At 66.0% G+C, this 17,181-nt stretch carries 16 protein-coding genes; 6 read left to right on the top strand and 10 right to left on the bottom strand.

The genetic code is table 11. The annotated features are described in order from the left end of the window. Nucleotides 1-50 precede the first annotated feature (50 nt). Complete coding sequence (locus tag AC0VY3_RS03415) at nucleotides 51-773, bottom strand: HNH endonuclease family protein (RefSeq protein ID WP_475551630.1); 723 nt, start codon at nucleotides 771-773, stop codon at nucleotides 51-53. Between the two features lie 643 nt (nucleotides 774-1,416). Between AC0VY3_RS03415 and AC0VY3_RS03410 the strand changes: the two genes are divergently transcribed. The 3 genes from AC0VY3_RS03410 to AC0VY3_RS03400 all read left to right on the top strand — a co-directional run bounded on the left by AC0VY3_RS03410 (nucleotide 1,417) and on the right by AC0VY3_RS03400 (nucleotide 3,859). Continuing rightward, a complete protein-coding gene (locus AC0VY3_RS03410; RefSeq protein ID WP_475548895.1) occupies nucleotides 1,417-1,881 on the top strand; it encodes a hypothetical protein in 465 nt (154 codons plus the stop codon). A gap of 328 nt (nucleotides 1,882-2,209) precedes the next feature. Continuing rightward, entirely contained in the window at nucleotides 2,210-2,713 is a 504-nt protein-coding gene (locus AC0VY3_RS03405; protein ID WP_475548894.1) for a hypothetical protein, read from the top strand. A gap of 30 nt (nucleotides 2,714-2,743) precedes the next feature. Continuing rightward, nucleotides 2,744-3,859 carry a helix-turn-helix domain-containing protein gene (locus AC0VY3_RS03400; RefSeq protein WP_475548893.1) on the top strand — a complete coding sequence of 372 codons (1,116 nt, stop codon included), beginning with the start codon at nucleotides 2,744-2,746 and terminating at the stop codon, nucleotides 3,857-3,859. Between the two features lie 18 nt (nucleotides 3,860-3,877). On the opposite strand, the gene AC0VY3_RS03395 is transcribed toward AC0VY3_RS03400, so the two are convergent. Beyond that, complete coding sequence (locus AC0VY3_RS03395; RefSeq protein WP_475551629.1) at nucleotides 3,878-4,357, bottom strand: ATP-binding protein; 480 nt, start codon at nucleotides 4,355-4,357, stop codon at nucleotides 3,878-3,880. A gap of 242 nt (nucleotides 4,358-4,599) precedes the next feature. Here AC0VY3_RS03395 and AC0VY3_RS03390 point away from each other — a divergent pair, with 242 nt between their 5' ends. Next, complete coding sequence (locus AC0VY3_RS03390) at nucleotides 4,600-4,860, top strand: DUF397 domain-containing protein (protein WP_366391201.1); 261 nt, start codon at nucleotides 4,600-4,602, stop codon at nucleotides 4,858-4,860. A gap of 89 nt (nucleotides 4,861-4,949) precedes the next feature. After that, nucleotides 4,950-5,894, top strand: coding sequence for a helix-turn-helix domain-containing protein (locus tag AC0VY3_RS03385; RefSeq protein ID WP_475548892.1), 945 nt, complete (start codon nucleotides 4,950-4,952; stop codon nucleotides 5,892-5,894). Here the strand turns inward: AC0VY3_RS03385 and AC0VY3_RS03380 are convergent. The 5 genes from AC0VY3_RS03380 to AC0VY3_RS03360 all read right to left on the bottom strand — a co-directional run bounded on the left by AC0VY3_RS03380 (nucleotide 5,837) and on the right by AC0VY3_RS03360 (nucleotide 10,804). After that, nucleotides 5,837-6,589: an SAM-dependent methyltransferase gene (locus tag AC0VY3_RS03380; protein WP_475548891.1), complete on the bottom strand. Its 753-nt coding sequence runs from the start codon at nucleotides 6,587-6,589 to the stop codon at nucleotides 5,837-5,839. The genes AC0VY3_RS03385 and AC0VY3_RS03380 overlap by 58 nt on opposite strands. 262 nt (nucleotides 6,590-6,851) lie before the next feature. Then, a complete protein-coding gene (locus AC0VY3_RS03375) occupies nucleotides 6,852-7,232 on the bottom strand; it encodes a sigma factor-like helix-turn-helix DNA-binding protein (protein WP_475548890.1) in 381 nt (126 codons plus the stop codon). 86 nt (nucleotides 7,233-7,318) lie between these two features. After that, nucleotides 7,319-8,230 carry a helix-turn-helix domain-containing protein gene (locus AC0VY3_RS03370; protein WP_475548889.1) on the bottom strand — a complete coding sequence of 304 codons (912 nt, stop codon included), beginning with the start codon at nucleotides 8,228-8,230 and terminating at the stop codon, nucleotides 7,319-7,321. Nucleotides 8,231-8,557: 327 nt separating this feature from the next. After that, nucleotides 8,558-8,731 carry a hypothetical protein gene (locus AC0VY3_RS03365; RefSeq protein WP_475548888.1) on the bottom strand — a complete coding sequence of 58 codons (174 nt, stop codon included), beginning with the start codon at nucleotides 8,729-8,731 and terminating at the stop codon, nucleotides 8,558-8,560. Between the two features lie 792 nt (nucleotides 8,732-9,523). Next, nucleotides 9,524-10,804: a hypothetical protein gene (locus AC0VY3_RS03360; protein WP_475548887.1), complete on the bottom strand. Its 1,281-nt coding sequence runs from the start codon at nucleotides 10,802-10,804 to the stop codon at nucleotides 9,524-9,526. A gap of 156 nt (nucleotides 10,805-10,960) precedes the next feature. Here AC0VY3_RS03360 and AC0VY3_RS03355 point away from each other — a divergent pair, with 156 nt between their 5' ends. Continuing rightward, a complete protein-coding gene (locus AC0VY3_RS03355; protein WP_475548886.1) occupies nucleotides 10,961-11,854 on the top strand; it encodes a PIN domain-containing protein in 894 nt (297 codons plus the stop codon). Nucleotides 11,855-12,113: 259 nt separating this feature from the next. Here AC0VY3_RS03355 and AC0VY3_RS03350 read toward each other — a convergent pair whose 3' ends face one another. The 3 genes from AC0VY3_RS03350 to AC0VY3_RS03340 all read right to left on the bottom strand — a co-directional run bounded on the left by AC0VY3_RS03350 (nucleotide 12,114) and on the right by AC0VY3_RS03340 (nucleotide 16,496). Next, on the bottom strand, nucleotides 12,114-14,045 hold the full coding sequence (locus AC0VY3_RS03350) for a UvrD-helicase domain-containing protein (protein ID WP_475548885.1): 1,932 nt from the start codon (nucleotides 14,043-14,045) through the stop codon (nucleotides 12,114-12,116). Beyond that, nucleotides 14,042-16,033 (bottom strand): ATP-dependent nuclease, encoded by a 1,992-nt coding sequence (locus AC0VY3_RS03345; protein ID WP_475548884.1) that lies wholly within the window; start codon nucleotides 16,031-16,033, stop codon nucleotides 14,042-14,044. The genes AC0VY3_RS03350 and AC0VY3_RS03345 overlap by 4 nt, the downstream gene beginning before the upstream one ends. A gap of 244 nt (nucleotides 16,034-16,277) precedes the next feature. Then, on the bottom strand, nucleotides 16,278-16,496 hold the full coding sequence (locus tag AC0VY3_RS03340) for a hypothetical protein (protein ID WP_475548883.1): 219 nt from the start codon (nucleotides 16,494-16,496) through the stop codon (nucleotides 16,278-16,280). Between the last annotated feature and the right edge of the window lie 685 nt (nucleotides 16,497-17,181).

Genomic DNA, 17,181 nt, shown 5'->3' with positions numbered 1-17,181 from the left:
CACATCCGGGCCCCCCTGGCCCGGGCCGTAGCAACGGATTGCGGCCGGGCCTACGGTGCGGGCTCGTAGACGACCGTTGTGCCGGCGCAGTCTTCCGCCAAACCGAGCAGCGCTTCGCGCTCTGCCTCGTCGGCGGCCAGGGCCCAGCGGAGCTTGGTAGCCACCCACTCGGCTGTGTACTGGCAGTGGTAGCCACCGGCCGGGGGCATCCACTGGGCCGGGTCCTTATCCGATTTGCTGCGGTTCGACTTGGCAGTGACCGCGATCAGCGTCAGGGGTGACGCCTGGTCGTTCGCGTACGCCTCGCGGCGCGAAGCGTCCCACGCGTACCCGCCGGAGTCGTGAACCTCAGCGAGAGGAACCAGGTGGTCCACATCCAGACCGCCAGCGGCGGTCACAATGACCTCGTCGTACGGGCTCAGCCATGAACCACCGGTGAGCTTGCACCCAGCCCCGACATCGGGCGCTTCGACGGCCTCGGAGAGGATGACTTCTCGGCGAGTGTCGCAGCCATCATCAGCGTTCACGCCGCGGTTCCAGTGCTTGTACAAGTCCCGCTTGTAACCTTCACGCTGTTCCACCGCGACCGGAATCCGGTCGATCGCCTCGAACAGCAGCAGCGGCGCGACCGCCCCGGGCCCACCGGCGAACGGTGGCTTCGACATGCGAGAGGTGACGGTCAGTTCGCTCCCAGGGGTCGTTGCCGCGGCGGGAAGCGTCCCGGCGAGCAGTGGCAGAGCAGCGAAGGCGAACGCGGGCAGGCCGCGCCTCATCAGGTTCTTGATCACGCCCCGTCTTGTACCCGCCTCACGTGCGCAGACGGAAGGCTCCCGGTGCGAACTTCACCCGCTCAGCCGCGCCGATTCACCGAAGAAACGATCACTACCCGGTCAGTGCCGATCAGCACCCAGAGCTTTCTGGCACGCCTGGGAGCAGGCGGCCCACTGGCCCCTTCCCGCTTGCTCCACTGGCCCTCGCTGGCAATTTGAAGTGTGAGCAGAGATGCAGGACAGCCAGCCCAACGCCTCAGGACATCCGAGTCAAGAGGGTGCGGCCGCGGGCTGGCTGTGATGCGGGGTTCGATCGCCGGGTGACCGCAGGCCATAGGGCCAGGGGTCCCGGAACGTTGCCAGTGAGCAGACGCCTCCGGGCTAGTCGGCGCTGCAACCTTCCCTGAACGACCGGGCGGTAGAGAGCGTGCGGATCCGGCAAGCCGATCGGCAGGCCAAGCGCCTGCCCGCGACCAGACGTGCCGCGAGGCCAGCGCCTGTGCAGCCTCATCCGTAGAGCAGCCCAGTCCCATGGTGCAACAGAACCGTAGGCGCGGGACAGCGAGCGACCCACTGCCACCAGGCACAACCAGACGCGACGCCACCCTCCCTCCTTGCTATTCCAATAGCAAGGAGGGAGGGTGGCGTGGTGACCATCCAGCACATCCCAGACGCACAACAGGACCGGCGGGCCCTCCTGCTGCTCGTCAACGACGACCGGCAGCTGCTGCTGTGCGGCAACTACTGCGGCACCTGGACCATCCCGTCGATCCAGACCGGAACGGGCGCAGAGCCCGCCGCTCAGGTACGGCACCACCTCGCCCACGCCTTCGGAATCAGCAATCCGCGGCTCGCAGCGGTCCGCGGCATCCACACCTCCGGCAGCGATCAAGCCTGGGAGTACGAACGGGTCACGGAGACCCACCTCCTGGTCTGCCGGATCACCAACGAGGACGCCCGCTCAGCGTGCGACCGCGAAGGTCGATACGCCCTATGGACGCTGGAGGACCTCCGCCACCGGCGAAGGCAGGTAACCCCTCAAGGCATGATCACGTTCCTGGCCGGCTTCCTGGAGGGTTGGCTGCCCGACGGCCGTCACACGCTCCACTGACTCATCCCCGGAAGGGCTTCGATCCGGTGCCGACACCCTCCGCGCACGGCAGATCAACCCCGCCCACGCACACCACAATTAATGGGGTCCGGCCCAAGGTGACAGAATAGAACTGGCGTGCGAGAATCGCCGGGGGTTTCAAGAATTCAACCTCGTATGAGGTAGGATTTTTGAAACTCATCTGTCTGGAGGGGACTTGCAGCACCTGGATCCGCGGCAGTGCGACGAGCGCTTAGCTGAGCTCGACTTCTCAATAGACGTCTTCCACCTGGCCTTGGGCCTGGCGGCGGAGGACGTGCGTGGCTGCACGGACATGGACGCTCCCTCCATGAGGGGAACGACGTTCTGGAGCCGCACCAACCGGTATCTGGCCGAGCAGCTGACGCCGCTGGGCTGGGAGTACACGACCAGAGACAGCATCCTCCGGACGATCCACCCGGATCGGACGCACGTGGTCACCGCGATCAGCGCGGCCGGCGGAGTCGGCGACCTCGACGCCAAGGTGAGGTCGAAGAACCCGAAGGGCCCGAAGATGGCCCGCGTGGTCGAGAACAACGGCCAGTTCGTCCTGATGACACCGGACGAGGTGCGCTGGGGGCAGGAGCTCGACGAGATGCCCACGTGGTGCCTGCTCTACAAGCGGGACGACAATGGCATCTCCGCGGAGCTGTCGCTGCCCGTGAAGATGAACGGTGCATACGTCGACGAGTGGATCGAGCGGATCCCGCTCGATCTTCCGGACCTGGCTGACCCCGGGGTCGACGTCGCGCTGCTGGACGACCCCGGTGACGGGGAAAGCCCGCAGGTCATGGTGGAGTACCTGGGAGGCTGACGTACGAGGCAAGACGGCGATGGAAGTGGGATGAGGTACGTGTTCACCCCGGAGCGGCTGCTCCTGGCGCGACAGCGGCGGCGGATGACGCTTGCGGCGCTGGCCAAGAAGTCAAGCATCTCGGCGCAGAGCATCACGGCGTTCGAGAACGGCCGCAAGCAGCCCTCGGAGGACAGCCTCGCTTCCCTCGCCGACGCGCTCCGCTACCCGCCGGCCTTCTTCTGCCGACCGGCGCCCGTGGAGCTGACGCCCGATGCCGTCAGCTTCCGGGCCCCGTCGAAGATGACGGCGCTCGAGCGGGACAGCGCACTGAGTTCGGGGGCGATCGCAGCCGAACTGAACATGTGGCTGGAGGAACGTTTCAAGCTGCCGGAACCGAGCCTCCCGACGTTCCCGCACCGCTCTCCCACCGAAGCGGCAGCCCAGGTCCGCGCCGCCTGGGGGCTGGGCGAGGCTCCGGTGGTGAACATGGTGCACCTGCTGGAGTCGAACGGGGTCCGGGTTTTCTCCCTCGCGCCCGACTGCCTGGACGCTGACGCGTTCTCCACCATCAAGGCCACGACCCCGTTCGTGTTCTTGAACACCCGCAAGACCGGGCAGCGAGGGCGCTTCGACGCGGCCCACGAGCTCGGGCATCTCGTTCTGCACTGCCAGCACCGCATCCCGCGCGGTCCGGCCGCCGAGGCCGAGGCGGACGAGTTCGCCTCGGCCTTCCTGATGCCGCAGGCCGGAATTCTCGCCCAGCAGCTCCACAACGCCTCCGTCGAGCGGATCCTGAGCGCCAAGCGGAAGTGGGGAGTGTCGGCCATGGCGCTGACCTACCGGTTGCGCAAGCTCGGTCTGCTGTCGGAGTGGCGGTACACACAGACGGCCAAGGAACTGTCCCGGCGTGGCTACCGGCGTGGGGAACCCGACGCCAAGGAGATGGCCCGGGAGTCGAGCCAGCTTCTCGCCAAGGTCTTCCAGGCTCTGCGTGGCCAGCGCATCTCCCCCCAGGATGTCGCCGCAGATCTGGACATCTCACCGGCGGAGCTGAACGAGTACGTCTTCGGGCTCGTTCCGGTGACCGCTGTCGTGGGCACCGGGGGCGGCGAAAGCGGCGCAGGACAGGCTGCGCGGCCGGCCCTGAGTCTCGTCCCCAGCTGACGGTCGCGTGAGGGCAGTTCACCAGGTGGTCGGCACTCTCGCCCAGACGGTCTTGGTGCCGCTCGGCGAGCGCGACCACCCCCATTGCGAGCTGAGCCGGCCCACCATGTGCAGACCGCGCCCGTCGCTGTCCAGAGGTGCGGTCGGACGCGGAAGCGGTGGCGCGGGACTGCTGTCGGTCACAGCGCAGATCACCGCCTCCTCCCTGCGCATCAGACCGAGCCATGCACGGCCCGGCTGCTGAGCGGGAACATCCGCGCGCAGCGCGTACTGGATGGCGTTGGCCGCGAGTTCCCAGGCCACGGTCACCACGGTTTCCCCGCCTGAGGCCGCGCCCCACTGGTCCATGACCGTGCGAGTGAACGCACGCACACTCACACCCGACTCCTCCTGGGCGCTCAGACTCTTCGCCGCGAACCCGGCAGCACTCACCCCCAGGGCAAGACCCCAGTCCAGGGGGTTTGAGAGAGCGAGGTTACCGATTTCGGGTGGGATCATTCCGGCCAGATCGGCGAGTTCCCCTCCGTCTAATTCGTGACTCTCAGTCATCAAGCCTGGTCCGCACGCCATCCGCCCCTCCACACAGGTGATCAATAGCTTCGGATCGCTGTCGGGTCACGTGGCTAGTATCCAGGCCTGCATCCCGCTCATGCAATTGCACCGGGAATTGCATGACGGAAGGAGGGGTGACGGCGGGAGACGGCCGGACGGTCATGGCCGAGAGGCAGGGAAGGCGAAACATGAGGGCGAACAACTACAGGGGAGAGAGCTTGTATCGCAACGGAATTGCCGCCGATTCACTCGAAGGCGTTACCTGGGTGAAGAGCCGGCACAGCGACCACCAGGGAAACTGCGTAGAATTGGCAGAGCTGCCGGGCGGCGCGGTCGCATTGCGCAACTCCCGCTACCCGCAAGGGCCGGCGCTGATCTATACACGCGCAGAGATCTCAGCTTTCGTGTCCGGCGCCAAGGACGACGAGTTCGCTTCGTTCACAGCCTGATAATTATCAGGACATAACGCTTTCCCGGCGCCACGGGGGGCTCCTGCATGGGACAATTCAGCTTCACACGTCCCGTTGCAGGAGTCCCGATGTCCGCATTCCAGAGCCCCGGCATCCCGTCTCTCGACCTCATGCTCTCCGACCCCGGGTCGAGTCCCACCGTGCTGCGGATCGCGATCGGTTCGCGCCTGCGGAAGTTGCGTGAGGCGGCCGGCTTTTCCCCGCTCGAAGCATCCGCGCATATTCGCTGCCATGATTCCAAGATCAGCAGGATGGAGTGCGGCAAGGTCCCTCTCAAGGTGCGTGACGTCCAGGACCTGCTCGAGTTGTACGGAGTGGACCCCATGGAGCGCGCGGCGTCAGCGGATCTCGTGGAGCTGTCCAACAGGTCGGGCTGGTGGGAGCGGTACAACAACGTGGTTCCGGAGTGGTTCGACAAGCTGATCGGGTTGCAGGAGGGTGCCTCGATCATCTGGACCTACGAGGTACTGCTGGTGCCGGGGCTGCTCCAGACGCCCGAGTACGCCTTCGCCGTAACCCAGAAGGGGTTCCCCCTCGCCGACCGCCTCGACATCGAGGCACGCGTGAACCTGCGGGTCGACAGGCAGAAGATCCTCAGCCGGCCGGACGGCCCTCGTCTGTGGGCGCTGATCGACGCCAGCGTCCTGGATCGTGAGATCGGGGGCCCTGAGGTCATGTACGGACAGATCAGCCACATGATCGACCTGATGGACCATCCGCGGATCACGCTGCAGATCGTGCCCGCCGACTTCGTCGTCGCCATAGGCATGCCGGTCACGCTGATCCGCTTTCCGCTGGACCTGCCCGACATCGTCTATCTGGAGAACTCCTTCGGCGCCAACTACCTGGACCGCGCCAAGGAGACCACGCACTTCCGGGCGCTGCTGGACCCGCTCGCCTCCAAGGCGCACAGCCCCGAGCAGACCCGGAGCCGGCTCGTCGCCGCTCTGGAGCGCTACCGGACGACCCGGCCCACACCGCCGTATTCGAGCAGTCCTGACGTCTCCGCATAGGAACGCCCCGTATCACGCGGCCACATCGACACGTCGCCGAGGCCGGGCTCGTCCAGCACAAGACCGCTGAAGAACCGGTCGACCTCAGCCGATGTGCGCACCTGGCCCCAGGCACCCGCGGTGGAACGGTTCATGACCCGCGCAACCCGCTCGCGCAGGCCGGCGTCCTCACTCACCCACTGACTGAGGACCAGGAAACTGCCGTCGGCCAGGTGGTCAAGCAAGTCGCGTACAGCGGCACCAGGCTGCTCGGCGTCCGGAACGCAGTGGAGCACCGAAGCCATCATGACCGCGACCGGCTGCCCGAAGTCGAGCAGTCCGGCCACACGCGGAGTGCCGATCAGAGCACCACCGTCGAGAAGGTCTCCCTGCACGACCGCGGTACGGCCGTCCTCATCCATCAGAGCCCGTCCATGGGCGACGACCATGGGGTCCCTGTCGACGTAGACGACCCGGCTGGCCGAGCTCGCCCGTTGCGCCACTTGATGCGTGTTGATCCAGGTCGGCAGTCCGCACCCGAAATCGAGGAACTGCCGCACGCCGTGGCGATCGGCAAGACGATCAACCGCCGCGAGAGAGAAGGCGCGTTGGGCCTCGATGACGGCTAAGGCGTCGGGGGCCACCTCAACCAGTTCCTCGCACGCCGCATGATCGGCCGGGTAACTGTCCTTGCCTGACAGGAAATAGTCATACATTCGGGCAACGCTGGCCACCGTGACATCGACTGTCCTGGCCAGCGGTCTCTGCCCGAGCCCCATTGCACAATCACCCACGTATCCCCGCTGTCGGCCTCGTCACCAGCGAGCATCCCACGCCGAATACCGGGATTGCAGGAAGACTGCTACACCATTCACACGAAGTTGGGCCCCTTGACCAGCAATATATGACTTAGGCATATGACTGAAGCATCCAGCTGGCACCACACCGGCTACAGCACACCGGCGTACGCCAGGGGGCTCACTGGGGATCGAGGAGATCGGACATTCCCTTCCTCAGCGCCACGGTGACCGCGGGCACCTCCAACCCCATCAGGTCAGCCGTCTCCTCGAGGCTGAGCGACATCCGGTAACGCAGCAGGAAGACATCCGCCTCCTGCCCTTCCAGCGCCCGGTGCACAGCGTCCGTCCCGCGGTCATCGCAAAACGGTGGCGAGTTCCTGGCAGCCGCCACTCGCATGGTGAGGATCCTCCAGGCCTCGGAGGCAGGCCGGTCGCTCATGATGATCCGCGGCCAGTCGTCCACCAGGGCACGGAGCACCGAGTCCACCACCGCCCGTGCAGCGACCGGCGCCAGGGATCTGGCTCTGGCGTACTGGATGTAGCGGCTCTCGTTGCGCATACAGAACGCCCTGTACCCAAGGAGGACGGAAGCTTGCGGGCCGCAGGCGGTGCACCGGCGTCGGCGCACCGGCCGGGCCGTCGTGTTCACCGCTCCTCCGTCGACGATGCCCCGTCGTCCTGCTGCCGCGCAGCCGGCACTGCCAGCTTCGGCGCGGGGTCGCAGGCTCCCAGGATGGTGCTGTACACCGCTTCCCACTGCGGGCGGATGTCGGCCGGATGCCCTCCCACCGCGGTGACGAAGCGACCCGTGGTCTCCCACGTGGGTACCTCGGTCCCGGCGAGAATCGCTTCCACCTCCTCCTGGACGAGTGCACCGTTGCTCTGCTCGCATACCTCCCCCGTACTGGGGCAGCCGGCAGCCAGATGAAGCCCCCGCAGAACACCGTTGAGCCTCGTCGCGGCGTCGATGAAGTCCTGCGGTGCCGGCGGAACACCCTGCGCCATCTCCCAGAGCACCCGCAGCACGAGCGGATCGCCCCCGAACGCTTCCACCAGCTGCCGCACCACCGGCCAGCTCGGGGTGCGGTCCACCGACAGGATCCGCGAGACGTAGGAGGGAGACAGCTCCGTGTTCTCGGCTACCTCCCGGATCATCAGCCCGGAGTCCTGGTGGAGCTGGGACAGGGCTGCCGCCAACTGCCGGGAAGCCCGCCCCACCCCTTCCCTCCCCTCCTTCGGCCGCACATCGGGTACCGAAGCCGGGGCCTGACGCGCAGCCGCACGCTCCACCGACCGCATCTGCAGGCGGCGCATCACCTGCGCCTCACCCCACCGCATCCGCGCCGTCGCCACACTGACCGCAGCACCGGCCGCCACTTCCTCCCAGCTCACGGCCCTCTGCCGCGCGTCACGCACCGCGGCGCTGACGTAGTAATCGGTCTCCTTCGCCAGGGAACGCGCGCGGCCGAGCAACTCACCCAGATCAGCCCGCCCGTACTCCGCCTCCAGCAGGTCGAACGCCAGGCTGTACAGCTCCTCGGCGATGGACCGCCCCATGGGCAGCGCGTTCTGAGGCGGGCGACGCCGACGGCCATCACGCTGCCGCTGCGCGCGGCGGCGGCAGGCGAGACTGCAGTACGCCCTGCGGCGCCCCCGTCCACCGTTCTGCGGGAACTGCATCGAGCACTCCCGGCACTCGGCGAACTCACCACTTGCATCCGTCACTTCGACACCCCGCTCTGCACAGTCTTTTCTTCCGGACCACAGCGACCGCTTCCAGCGAAACGAAGAGGAATTGGGCGCTCCGCACTGATCCGGCTCGCATACGACCACCGGGGCCGGCCGGCCCACCGCACAGCGGCGGGCCGGCCGGCAACCGATCGGTCAGGAAAGGCGAACGCGCTGGTAGCGGATGTAGGAGCCACGCGTAGCAGCGATGCCGAGCACCACGAGCACCATGCTCACCGGCGCTCCCCACATCCCGGTGACCAACAGCAACGGCAGGAGCACAAGGCCCACGAACAGCCCGGCCCGCAGAGTGACATCCCAGGCACTCACAGCCTGGGGCTCTGCCGCGAAACGGGGAGGAATGTTAGCGTCGGTGCCAACTGCGGGTAGGAAACTCCCCGCAGCATTGTTTCGGTCAATCACGATAGGTCCTCGGCTTTCGAGTCAAGGGCGATCTTCGACTGAACACACGAGGGGGCCCTTCCATGGTTGGTTGCCCTGCGGGGGCCCCACTCGCGTCACGGAACGCTACCCCCTCCTTGCTCCCCGTCGCCATTTGATGCGCTTCATTGCGCAAACACGGAGCAACGCGCGAAGACAAATTCCAGGCCGACAGCCACCTCGACACCGAGACCCGTTTCGAGAATCGATCAATATTGATCGGATGCTTTTGTTTTCGACATCACTTCCGATCGCCCCGACCTTCGCGCAATTGCACGAGGAACACCGCATGAGCTGCGACGATGTGACGCACATCTCGCCCCTTTGCCCGGTGAACTCCCCGTGCCGCCTGGCGCCCCATCCTCCGGCCGCTCGCGAGCTCCTCCATTTACGATATGTACGCATCTGCAAAGCCGCCGAGGATAGGAAGCTTCCTCTTCCTGCCCGACGGGTGCCGAAAGAACGGTGTGGTCGGGGTGCGTCTTCCTCCTGGAGGACGGGCGCCGCGACGGCTGCAGCTCACCCAGCGTCGGGCTGGGGTCCAGCCACCTGCAGGGATGCCGGCCGAGCCAATACGGCTGAGACGGCCACCGGGCGAGAGGGGAACGAGCTGGCCTCTGCACAGGGCGCGGCGGGAAGACCTCCGTAGAAGACGAGTTCGCGGGGGGGGCGAAGGCCCGATCAGAGCGGCAGCCGGGAAAAGGCTGCGGCAAGGGGGGTGCGTACGTCCGGGACGTGGAGCGGTTCGGTGTCGGCGCCGGCGCGACGCGCCGCCTCGAGCACGACGGTGATGTCGCCCTTGGCCAGGGTCTCCGCCGGGCAGCTCCTGCACTCTCCTTCGGGCCGGTGCCCGGGCGTGCCGTCGGTGACGGCGCGGACATGACTCATCGCGTCGAGCGGACGGTCGACGCGCACGGCGTGCCAGATACCCGCCTGCTCGGCGCGGGGACGGGCGGCCGCGATCGCAGGGTAAGAGGGTGCGTCGACCCGGCCGTCGAGGGAGCGCACCACCACGACCTGGTCCAGCTGGTCGCACAGGTCGGCGGAAGGGGGGTCCCGGTCCAGCCAGGCAAGCGCCTCATCGCGTGTACCCGGACCCCACATGTACTGAGCGGGGAACGCGGTCGTCGCTCTTCGGCTGTCGAACTCCATGAGCTTGGGATCGTCGTGCACGGCGCGGACCAGGATGTAGGTGAACTCGATGTCGTCGTAGGTCTCGTCGAGCCGGTCGGCCCGTCCCATGACCGTCCTGCCGGCGTCTGCTGACCAGCCGATGGCGACAACCGACCTCTCAACGGGTGCCGGATACAGACGTCCTCCGGGAGTCTGCTGACCCCACAGGTGATTGATGGTCTCCGCGAGGTCCGACAGGCTCCGGGCAGCGTCCACCGGGGTAGTCAGGTGGTAGGTGCCGTGCGCGACCATATTGCGCAGCTCCTGATGGGTGGGCTCAAGGCTGCGATTGCGCTGGCCCCGCAACAGCCCCTGCCTGCGCGCCCATTTCAACAGCCCGGCGAGCATGCCGCTGAATCGCGTCCAGTCCCCCGTAGGCTCCATGCGGATCTCGGGGCGACTGATCTTCCGCAGCCGCTCGAAGAACTCCGGGTAGTTCGATACCGGGATCCGGTGGACCCGCCCCCGGCTGTCGCGAACTTCGATATCCCTGCCCTGGTGGTAAACAGCGAAACGGTCGCGCAACGCCTGCTCCAACGCCAACCGGGTGCCGTCCTCGATGAGGGTGAACAGCTCGTAACAGAGCACCCCGTGAGTGAAAGCGGTACGCAGCTGCTCGAACCTCTGCCGCGTCGTGTCGGCGACATCGTCAGCAAGACGGAGTCCCGCTACCACCCGCTGCTGGAAATCAGCTGAGTCCTCGGCCAGCATCCTTCCCAGGCCGAGCGGCGTGAAGCGCAGAGTCCGCTCATCGACGGCCTGCAGTTCCTCAAGCGACTTGATCTCCATACGGCAAGGCTCCGTTCATCCTGGCACCGGCCAACCTGCCAGAGTACGCCCCCCATCCTCCTGGGCAAGGAAATTTGCATCTCCTGGCGGGCACGCGGCCGACGAAGTCCCTTCGAATCAGTTCCCCATTTCGGCCTGGTGCAGGAACATCGAGGCATGCCGAAGAAGCCCTCACCGCCCCCCTACGTCGACCAGCTGCTGTCCGAGCTGACCGACATCGAATCCGCCTACGCAAACCTCCTGAGCAACTCCCAGGTGCACGAACGGCAAATGGATCTGGGGGCGGTCCAGGTCTTCGGCCATCCATGGGCCTGGGCACCGAGCGCGGCCGAAGTCGAGGCAGGCAGGATGGAACTCCTGCAGCAAGTACGTGACTGGGCACCACGGTTCCGCCTTCTCTTTCCTCACCCCACACCAGCTGTGCAACGCGGCATGGACGACGGGATCCGCTTGCTGGAGGACTGGTTGGTCCGCGAGGGCCGGGTGAAGTACCGCGCGCCCCAGGACATCCCCGAGGCGGTGACGCAATTGAAGAATTCCGTGTTGGCGCTGCGTGAACTGGTACAGCTGCTGCCGCAGGACGACTGGGCGGTGCGTGTGGTTGTCGACACCAACTGCTTGGTCGATGACCCCGACGTCACCGTTTACCAGGACGCCGTTGGCAGCGAGCGCTACATAGTCCACCTCTTGCCCGTCGTGCTGCGCGAGATTGACGACCTCAAGCGCGGTCACAACCGCCCGGAGGTCCGGGAAGCTGCTAGAAGGGCCAACCGGAGGCTGAAAGCGATGCGGGACAACGGAGACGTCCGCACGGGTGCACGTATCGCGGGCGACGTCTACGTCGTCTTCGAGCACACCGAACCCCGCAGGGAAGGCCTCCCTCGCTGGTTGGACCTGGACGTCCCCGACGACCGCTTCATCGCCTCCGCGCTGCTGCTGCAATCCGCCCACCCTGGCTCCAGGCTGTACGCCGCGACCAGCGACATCAACCTGCAGACCAAACTCGCGGCGGTAGGCCTCCCCTACATCGAAGGCCCCGACGCCGTGTGAGCCGACGCCTGAGCATCTGCCACTGACGGGTGAGGTGAAGACGGAGCTAGGAGCTGTCCGGCCGATCATGCTGCTCGTTGGGGTGCTGGCGTGGCGAAGACCAGCGTGAGTAACGGAACGGACAGCATGCTCTGCCTGTGGGTGGAGCCGCGGGGAACCGATCACTGGATGCGCCCGGGTGAGGAGCTCACCGCTGTGACGCAGACAGCGCCCGAAGCGCCTCACACAGTGCCGGATGGGGAGCCTCACAGGCCTTTCCCTATCCCTGGTTTACTTCAGCCACTCCAGCCTCAGTAAGCATTGCGAAGAACGTCGAGATGGGACCGGTGCGCCCGGATCGATCCGAGGTGAAGACCAGCCTTTGCGCCGCCCTGGACAGACCCACGAAGAAGGTCGATGTCCCTTCGCGCGGATCGTTTCCGAGCGACCACCACTGCCTGCCATGAATACCGAGAAAGAACACGGTGTGATATTCGAGACCCTTGCTGCGGTGGGTGGTGAGCAAAACGACAGCATCAGCGGATTCGAATTCATCGAGCACCACGCCCCAGTCGTCTGCTCTCTCAAGCACCGTCTCAAGGCGCGCTTCGAATGCATCGGTGACGAGATCGAACTCCTCTCCAGGCGCAGAGGCCCTTACGTAGCGGCGCAGGGCCGCGCTGTCCACGAGATCGAGCACCTTTCCGACTGTGTCAGCCGCGGACGTGATCGACGGAGGGTGAGCCTGAAGCCAGGCACGCAGCCGCGTGGTCAGGTCGCTCAGATCGTCGCTGACACGCTGTTGGACTGTCTCGTGATCGGTTGCGCCGTGTAAACGCTCTAGAGTCGCCGACATCTCCTGCCACAATGCGGCGAGGCCACGAGGTCGGTGGGCCAGTCGGAGCAGCCCCACGAACAAGCGACTCGTCTCGCTCTTCAGTAGATCCTGGAGGGCCAGCTTCCCGACCCGCGCGTCGTCATTGCGGACCCGGATTCCGTGCGCAGCGAGGCGAGCCCGAAACAGCGGCTCGAAGTCTTTGACTTTCTGCCGTGCGATGAGCGCAAAGTCTGCCGGCGTACGGTCCGAGCCGGCGATGTCCCGGGCGATCCAGTCGGCGATGTACCGCGCCTCCCTTTCTTCTCCGGAGAACGTCCACAGCATGGCTGGCTCGTGCCCGGCCTCGGCAGTTGCTTTCGAGGTGGCCCGCACTGCGGCCGGGTCGAGTTTGCTGGCGATTACGTGCTGGAGTCCGACCAGGGCGTCGCTGGAACGGAAGTTCCACGCCAGCCTGTAAGTGGAGGCATTGAAGGTGCTGGTGAAACGCTGGACAGCTTCGGGCACAGCGCCGGCCCAGCCCATGATCCGCTGCTTGCTGTCCCCGACCGTGGTCACCGCAGTCTCCTCGCCGAAAACTGACGTGAGGAAAGAGAACTGCGCGCTGGTTGTGTCCTGGAATTCATCGACGAACACGATGGGGTAGGTCATTCGTAGGGCACGCCGAAGCTTCGGCACCGCACGGACCAGCAGCTCGGCAAGCCGATTGAGCATGACGAAGTCGACTTCCGCCCTTCCGGGCCGCAGGTAGCGGGCGCGCCACCACTCGCATACGGCATAGGAAGCAGGGTCGATATCATCGTCCGCCGGTAGGCTCTCGGGTAGGTTCCATCCCCCGACAATGTCTGAGACGAAGCGCCCTGACTGGAACCCTAGTTTCCCGTCCAGCGCCTGTGGGGCTGAGAAGGCGACGGAGTTGAGAAAAGCGTCTACTTCGGATTTGGGTGCGTCGCGGATGTCATACCCGTGGCTCATCCTCCAGTCCTGCGGAAGAGCAAGCGCGAATCGGTCCACCAGCCCCTTCGTGAAGGCGTCGAAGGTCATGGACGCGAATCGGCTGGCGTGCTCCGGAGCACGGGCAGCGACCCGGCGGCCGAGGTTGGCGGCCGCATCCCGCTTGAACGAGATCGCCAGAATGTGCTGTGGCCACGGGCACAGTCCGGTTTGCAGGAGATAGGAGGCGCGTTGAGCAAGGAACTCCGTCTTGCCCGCACCGGGGCCGGCCACGACCGCCACATTGCCAGTGTCCCGCAGAGCCGCCCACGCGGCTGGTTCCAGATCCTCGATTCCCGCCGGGCGCCAATCCTTAACCGAGATCAGGCTTGTTGGCAGCTGAGTTGGAGCGCCTCTTGCGACCCGGCGGTCGGAGGCACTCACAGTGAGATCTCCTTACGAATGTGCTCCACGAGCGCCACAAGCTCTTCCGGCGCGTTCAGTCGAAGCTCCTCGTCACTGAGGCGGCCGAGCGCGCTCAGGTGGGTACTCGGTTTCGAACGCGACAAGAACAGGTACCGGTACCAGCCCAGCCACTCGGTCCGTTCCTCATTCCAGTAGTCCGGCCTGGTTCCCTTTTCTCCCAGGACCGTGGTGGTGGGATCACTGGAATCCGGCCCGCGCTTGCCATGCTCGAGGTGTGTGTAGGCTCTCTCGAACGCGCACAACATGGCGTAGTCGAGGTCAAGCGGATCGGAGTAGAAGACGGCGAATTTTCTCAGGTGCTTCAGGATCAGCTTGATGTCCCGGAGGAGGAGGCTGTCGTGGATCTCGCTGACCTTGTCATATCCAGCAAGCCCTTCCAGAGGGGTGAGCCCGTTGTCCATGAGGCGGTTGCAGGCGTCACGAAGTCGCGCCGGTCCCGCGCCGACCTTGCCGTAGTCAAGGTCCAGCAAGGTGGCGTGGGGGATATCCAGGTCGCGGAGCAGCTTCCACATGTGGTTGGTGTGCCTGCCGTCGAGCGGCACCATCGCTACGAAGGACGGGTCCAGCTGTACACCGCGGGCCTGGGCGATCCTGGGGATGACTAGCTGTTCGGTGTCGCCTTCGCCGAGCACCACGAATTTGGCAAAGTACAGCTCCGGGTGGGCACGCACTGCCTCCCGAAGGTACTTGCCCGCCTCGGTAGTGTCGTCGGGGAGGGTGATCTCGCGGACGGATGCTGTCGCAGCGGCCGATCCTGTACGGAAGTATCGGACGTCCTCCGGACGGATACGGGGCATGACGCTAGCGGAGTGGCTGGAGAGAACCGTCTGGGTCGCTGTGGTGCCGCTCAGATCTTGCAGTTGGCCAACGATCCGCGAGAGGAAGAATGGCGAGAGGTTGTTCTCGGGTTCCTCGACTGCGATCAGGGTCAGGTGCGGCAGGTGGGCGGCCTGCAGGGTGAATTCGTCGCCGTGCCGGCCGGAGTAGACGGCGGCCTCGACGTCGATGGCCGCCGCCGCCAAGGCGAGGTGCAGGAGCGACCGCTGCCCGTCGCTCAGCATGCGGGCTGGCTTGGGCTGAGCGTTGTGGTCGGGCTCAAAGACAAGCTCGGAGTCGCGGACCAGCTGGTTGAAGTCGCCGTTGAGTAGGCGCAGTTTGGGGTTCGCATGCATTCCTGCGTCGTGCAGTTCCTGCCACCGGGCCGTCAGTGCGCCTTCGACCGCTTGGACCACGGGCTCCTCGGTGAACCCTTCGGCGAGTTCAGCGGCGTGACCGCTGACGAGATGACGCAGGCTCGTGGACCACTGCGCAGCTCGCCATAGTCGGCTGCGGAGAAAGGTCGTTACTTGGCGCACGCCGTCACGGGAGGCTGGGATGTAGATCATCTGGATACGGCTGCGCTCCGCAGGACTGAGCTGCACGTAGTCGTCCTCGCCGTACTCCTCGGCAAGGGTGTTGACGATCACGCGGGATTCGGTGATCGCCCCCTCCACGGTGCCGTCATCGACCCACTTGGCCCGGAGCGCTATTCGGACCTTCAGGTCGCCGTCCTCCTCGGCGGCCATGCGCCGGAAGAACTCCGGGACCGCTCGAGAGGTGCTGGACTGCTGCTGCTCCGCATCCTCTGCGACATCTCCACCGTCGTCTGCACCCGCTTCGCCGCTTTCCGCGCTGCCGTCGAGTTCAGGGAAGGCGAGCACTGCTTCGATCGTGAGCTCACGGCTGGCGGGCAGGACCGTCTCGCCGACGGGAACGTGGAAGTCGTCCACGCGTACGGACCGTTCCTGGCCGGATATCCCGAACAGCCGCAGTAGCGCCTCGCAGGCAGCGGTTTTGCCCGAACCGTTGGCTCCTATGAAGGCAGTCATGCCCCGGTCCAGGCGGACGGAAGTGCGCCCCGGTCCGAAGCACTTGAAGTTCTCCAGCACGAGATTCTCGATGAACATTCGTCACTTTCCGGTACAAGGACGTCATGAACTGCGACCGCGCACATGACGGTACCGAACCCGCGTGATTTCGGTGCCGTATCGATCGAAATCGGTGCCTGTCCGGTGAACCAGACCACCTGCCGCGCTCCAGGGAGCTGTACGACTCGCTGCTGGGCACCGCCTGGTGGAGCTGGAGCACTCCCCGCGTGGCTCGCTCACCGCTCCCGCCGACTTCACCTCCTTACGAGCCCGGCCGTCGGGCTTAAGTTTCCTGATGATCCGGGGCCGGAGCGGCGACCGGCACGATCAGCACGAGGTTGGGATCGCCGGTCGAGGCGGCAAAGACGCCCAGGGTGATCACGCGGGTCTCGCTGGTCACGAGCGGGAAGAGTCCGTCGAGCAGGGCTATGCCGAAGAGTGCGAGGTAGGCCCACGGGGTCGTGACGAGGCCCTCGACGGTCTGGAGGATGGCTTCGTTCATGGTTCCCCACCAAAGAGTGTGAGGTCGCGGGGGCGGCTGACGCCGGTCGCTGCGACGGGGACTGACACTGTCCGGCCGGCAGACCGCGGTGTGTTCGGCGGTTCGGGGGCTAACCGTCGCGCTTGCGCTGGCAGACCGGTGAGCAAGCTCGCCAGTCGGCACAGGGCCGCTGTCATGTACTGGCGCGTTTCGCCGATGGCGTCGATGGCGAATGCCCAGCCCTCGGCGTCACGCTGGTTGATCACTCGCTGGTGCGAGGTGGCTGGGTAGCTCATGGGCGATGCCGTCCTGTGCGGTGGTGGGAGGTGCCTGGCGGGTACCAAGGGGGCGAGTCTCCGCGATGCGGGGAAGGCGGTCCGCAGCGGCGGTTTGCAGGGGTTGTGCCACGCACGGCTGTCTCCGGTCGGTGATGCAGGAGGTGCTGCGCCCGCTGCGCTGCGGCACGGGCAGAGGCGAGCGATCAGGGTCGTGGCGCACATCGCGTAAGGGGCTTCCGCGGCAGGGCCGGTCGCGATGCTGGCCAAGGCCACCAGGCCCGCCTCGCCCAGTCGCAGCGTGCTTCTGCTCCAGGCCATCGGCGGAGCGGCCGCCCCGAGCCGTGGCGGGCACAGCAGGAACCGCGAGATGGGCAGGAGCGCGAGGCGGCCGTGGCCATCCGCGTGGTGGCGAGAACGCCAGGATGAGG

It is taken from the genome of Streptomyces sp. iso_384, from assembly GCF_056172905.1.
The sequence above is the reverse complement of the archived record's forward strand: the minus strand, read 5'-3'. Positions and strand labels throughout refer to the sequence as shown.

Excerpts from the sequence above, each read along its gene's own strand:
- AC0VY3_RS03360 (WP_475548887.1), bottom strand. The coding sequence starts at position 10,804 with ATGGAGATCAAGTCGCTTGAGGAACTGCAGGCCGTCGATGAGCGGACT.
- AC0VY3_RS03380 (WP_475548891.1), bottom strand. The coding sequence starts at position 6,589 with ATGTATGACTATTTCCTGTCAGGCAAGGACAGTTACCCGGCCGATCAT.
- AC0VY3_RS03405 (WP_475548894.1), top strand. The coding sequence starts at position 2,210 with ATGAGGGGAACGACGTTCTGGAGCCGCACCAACCGGTATCTGGCCGAG.
- AC0VY3_RS03345 (WP_475548884.1), bottom strand. The coding sequence starts at position 16,033 with ATGTTCATCGAGAATCTCGTGCTGGAGAACTTCAAGTGCTTCGGACCG.
- AC0VY3_RS03400 (WP_475548893.1), top strand. The coding sequence starts at position 2,744 with ATGAGGTACGTGTTCACCCCGGAGCGGCTGCTCCTGGCGCGACAGCGG.
- AC0VY3_RS03370 (WP_475548889.1), bottom strand. The coding sequence starts at position 8,230 with ATGGGGCGGTCCATCGCCGAGGAGCTGTACAGCCTGGCGTTCGACCTG.
- AC0VY3_RS03340 (WP_475548883.1), bottom strand. The coding sequence starts at position 16,496 with ATGAACGAAGCCATCCTCCAGACCGTCGAGGGCCTCGTCACGACCCCG.
- AC0VY3_RS03355 (WP_475548886.1), top strand. The coding sequence starts at position 10,961 with ATGCCGAAGAAGCCCTCACCGCCCCCCTACGTCGACCAGCTGCTGTCC.
- AC0VY3_RS03375 (WP_475548890.1), bottom strand. The coding sequence starts at position 7,232 with ATGCGCAACGAGAGCCGCTACATCCAGTACGCCAGAGCCAGATCCCTG.
- AC0VY3_RS03390 (WP_366391201.1), top strand. The coding sequence starts at position 4,600 with ATGAGGGCGAACAACTACAGGGGAGAGAGCTTGTATCGCAACGGAATT.
- AC0VY3_RS03395 (WP_475551629.1), bottom strand. The coding sequence starts at position 4,357 with ATGATCCCACCCGAAATCGGTAACCTCGCTCTCTCAAACCCCCTGGAC.
- AC0VY3_RS03385 (WP_475548892.1), top strand. The coding sequence starts at position 4,950 with ATGTCCGCATTCCAGAGCCCCGGCATCCCGTCTCTCGACCTCATGCTC.
- AC0VY3_RS03415 (WP_475551630.1), bottom strand. The coding sequence starts at position 773 with ATGAGGCGCGGCCTGCCCGCGTTCGCCTTCGCTGCTCTGCCACTGCTC.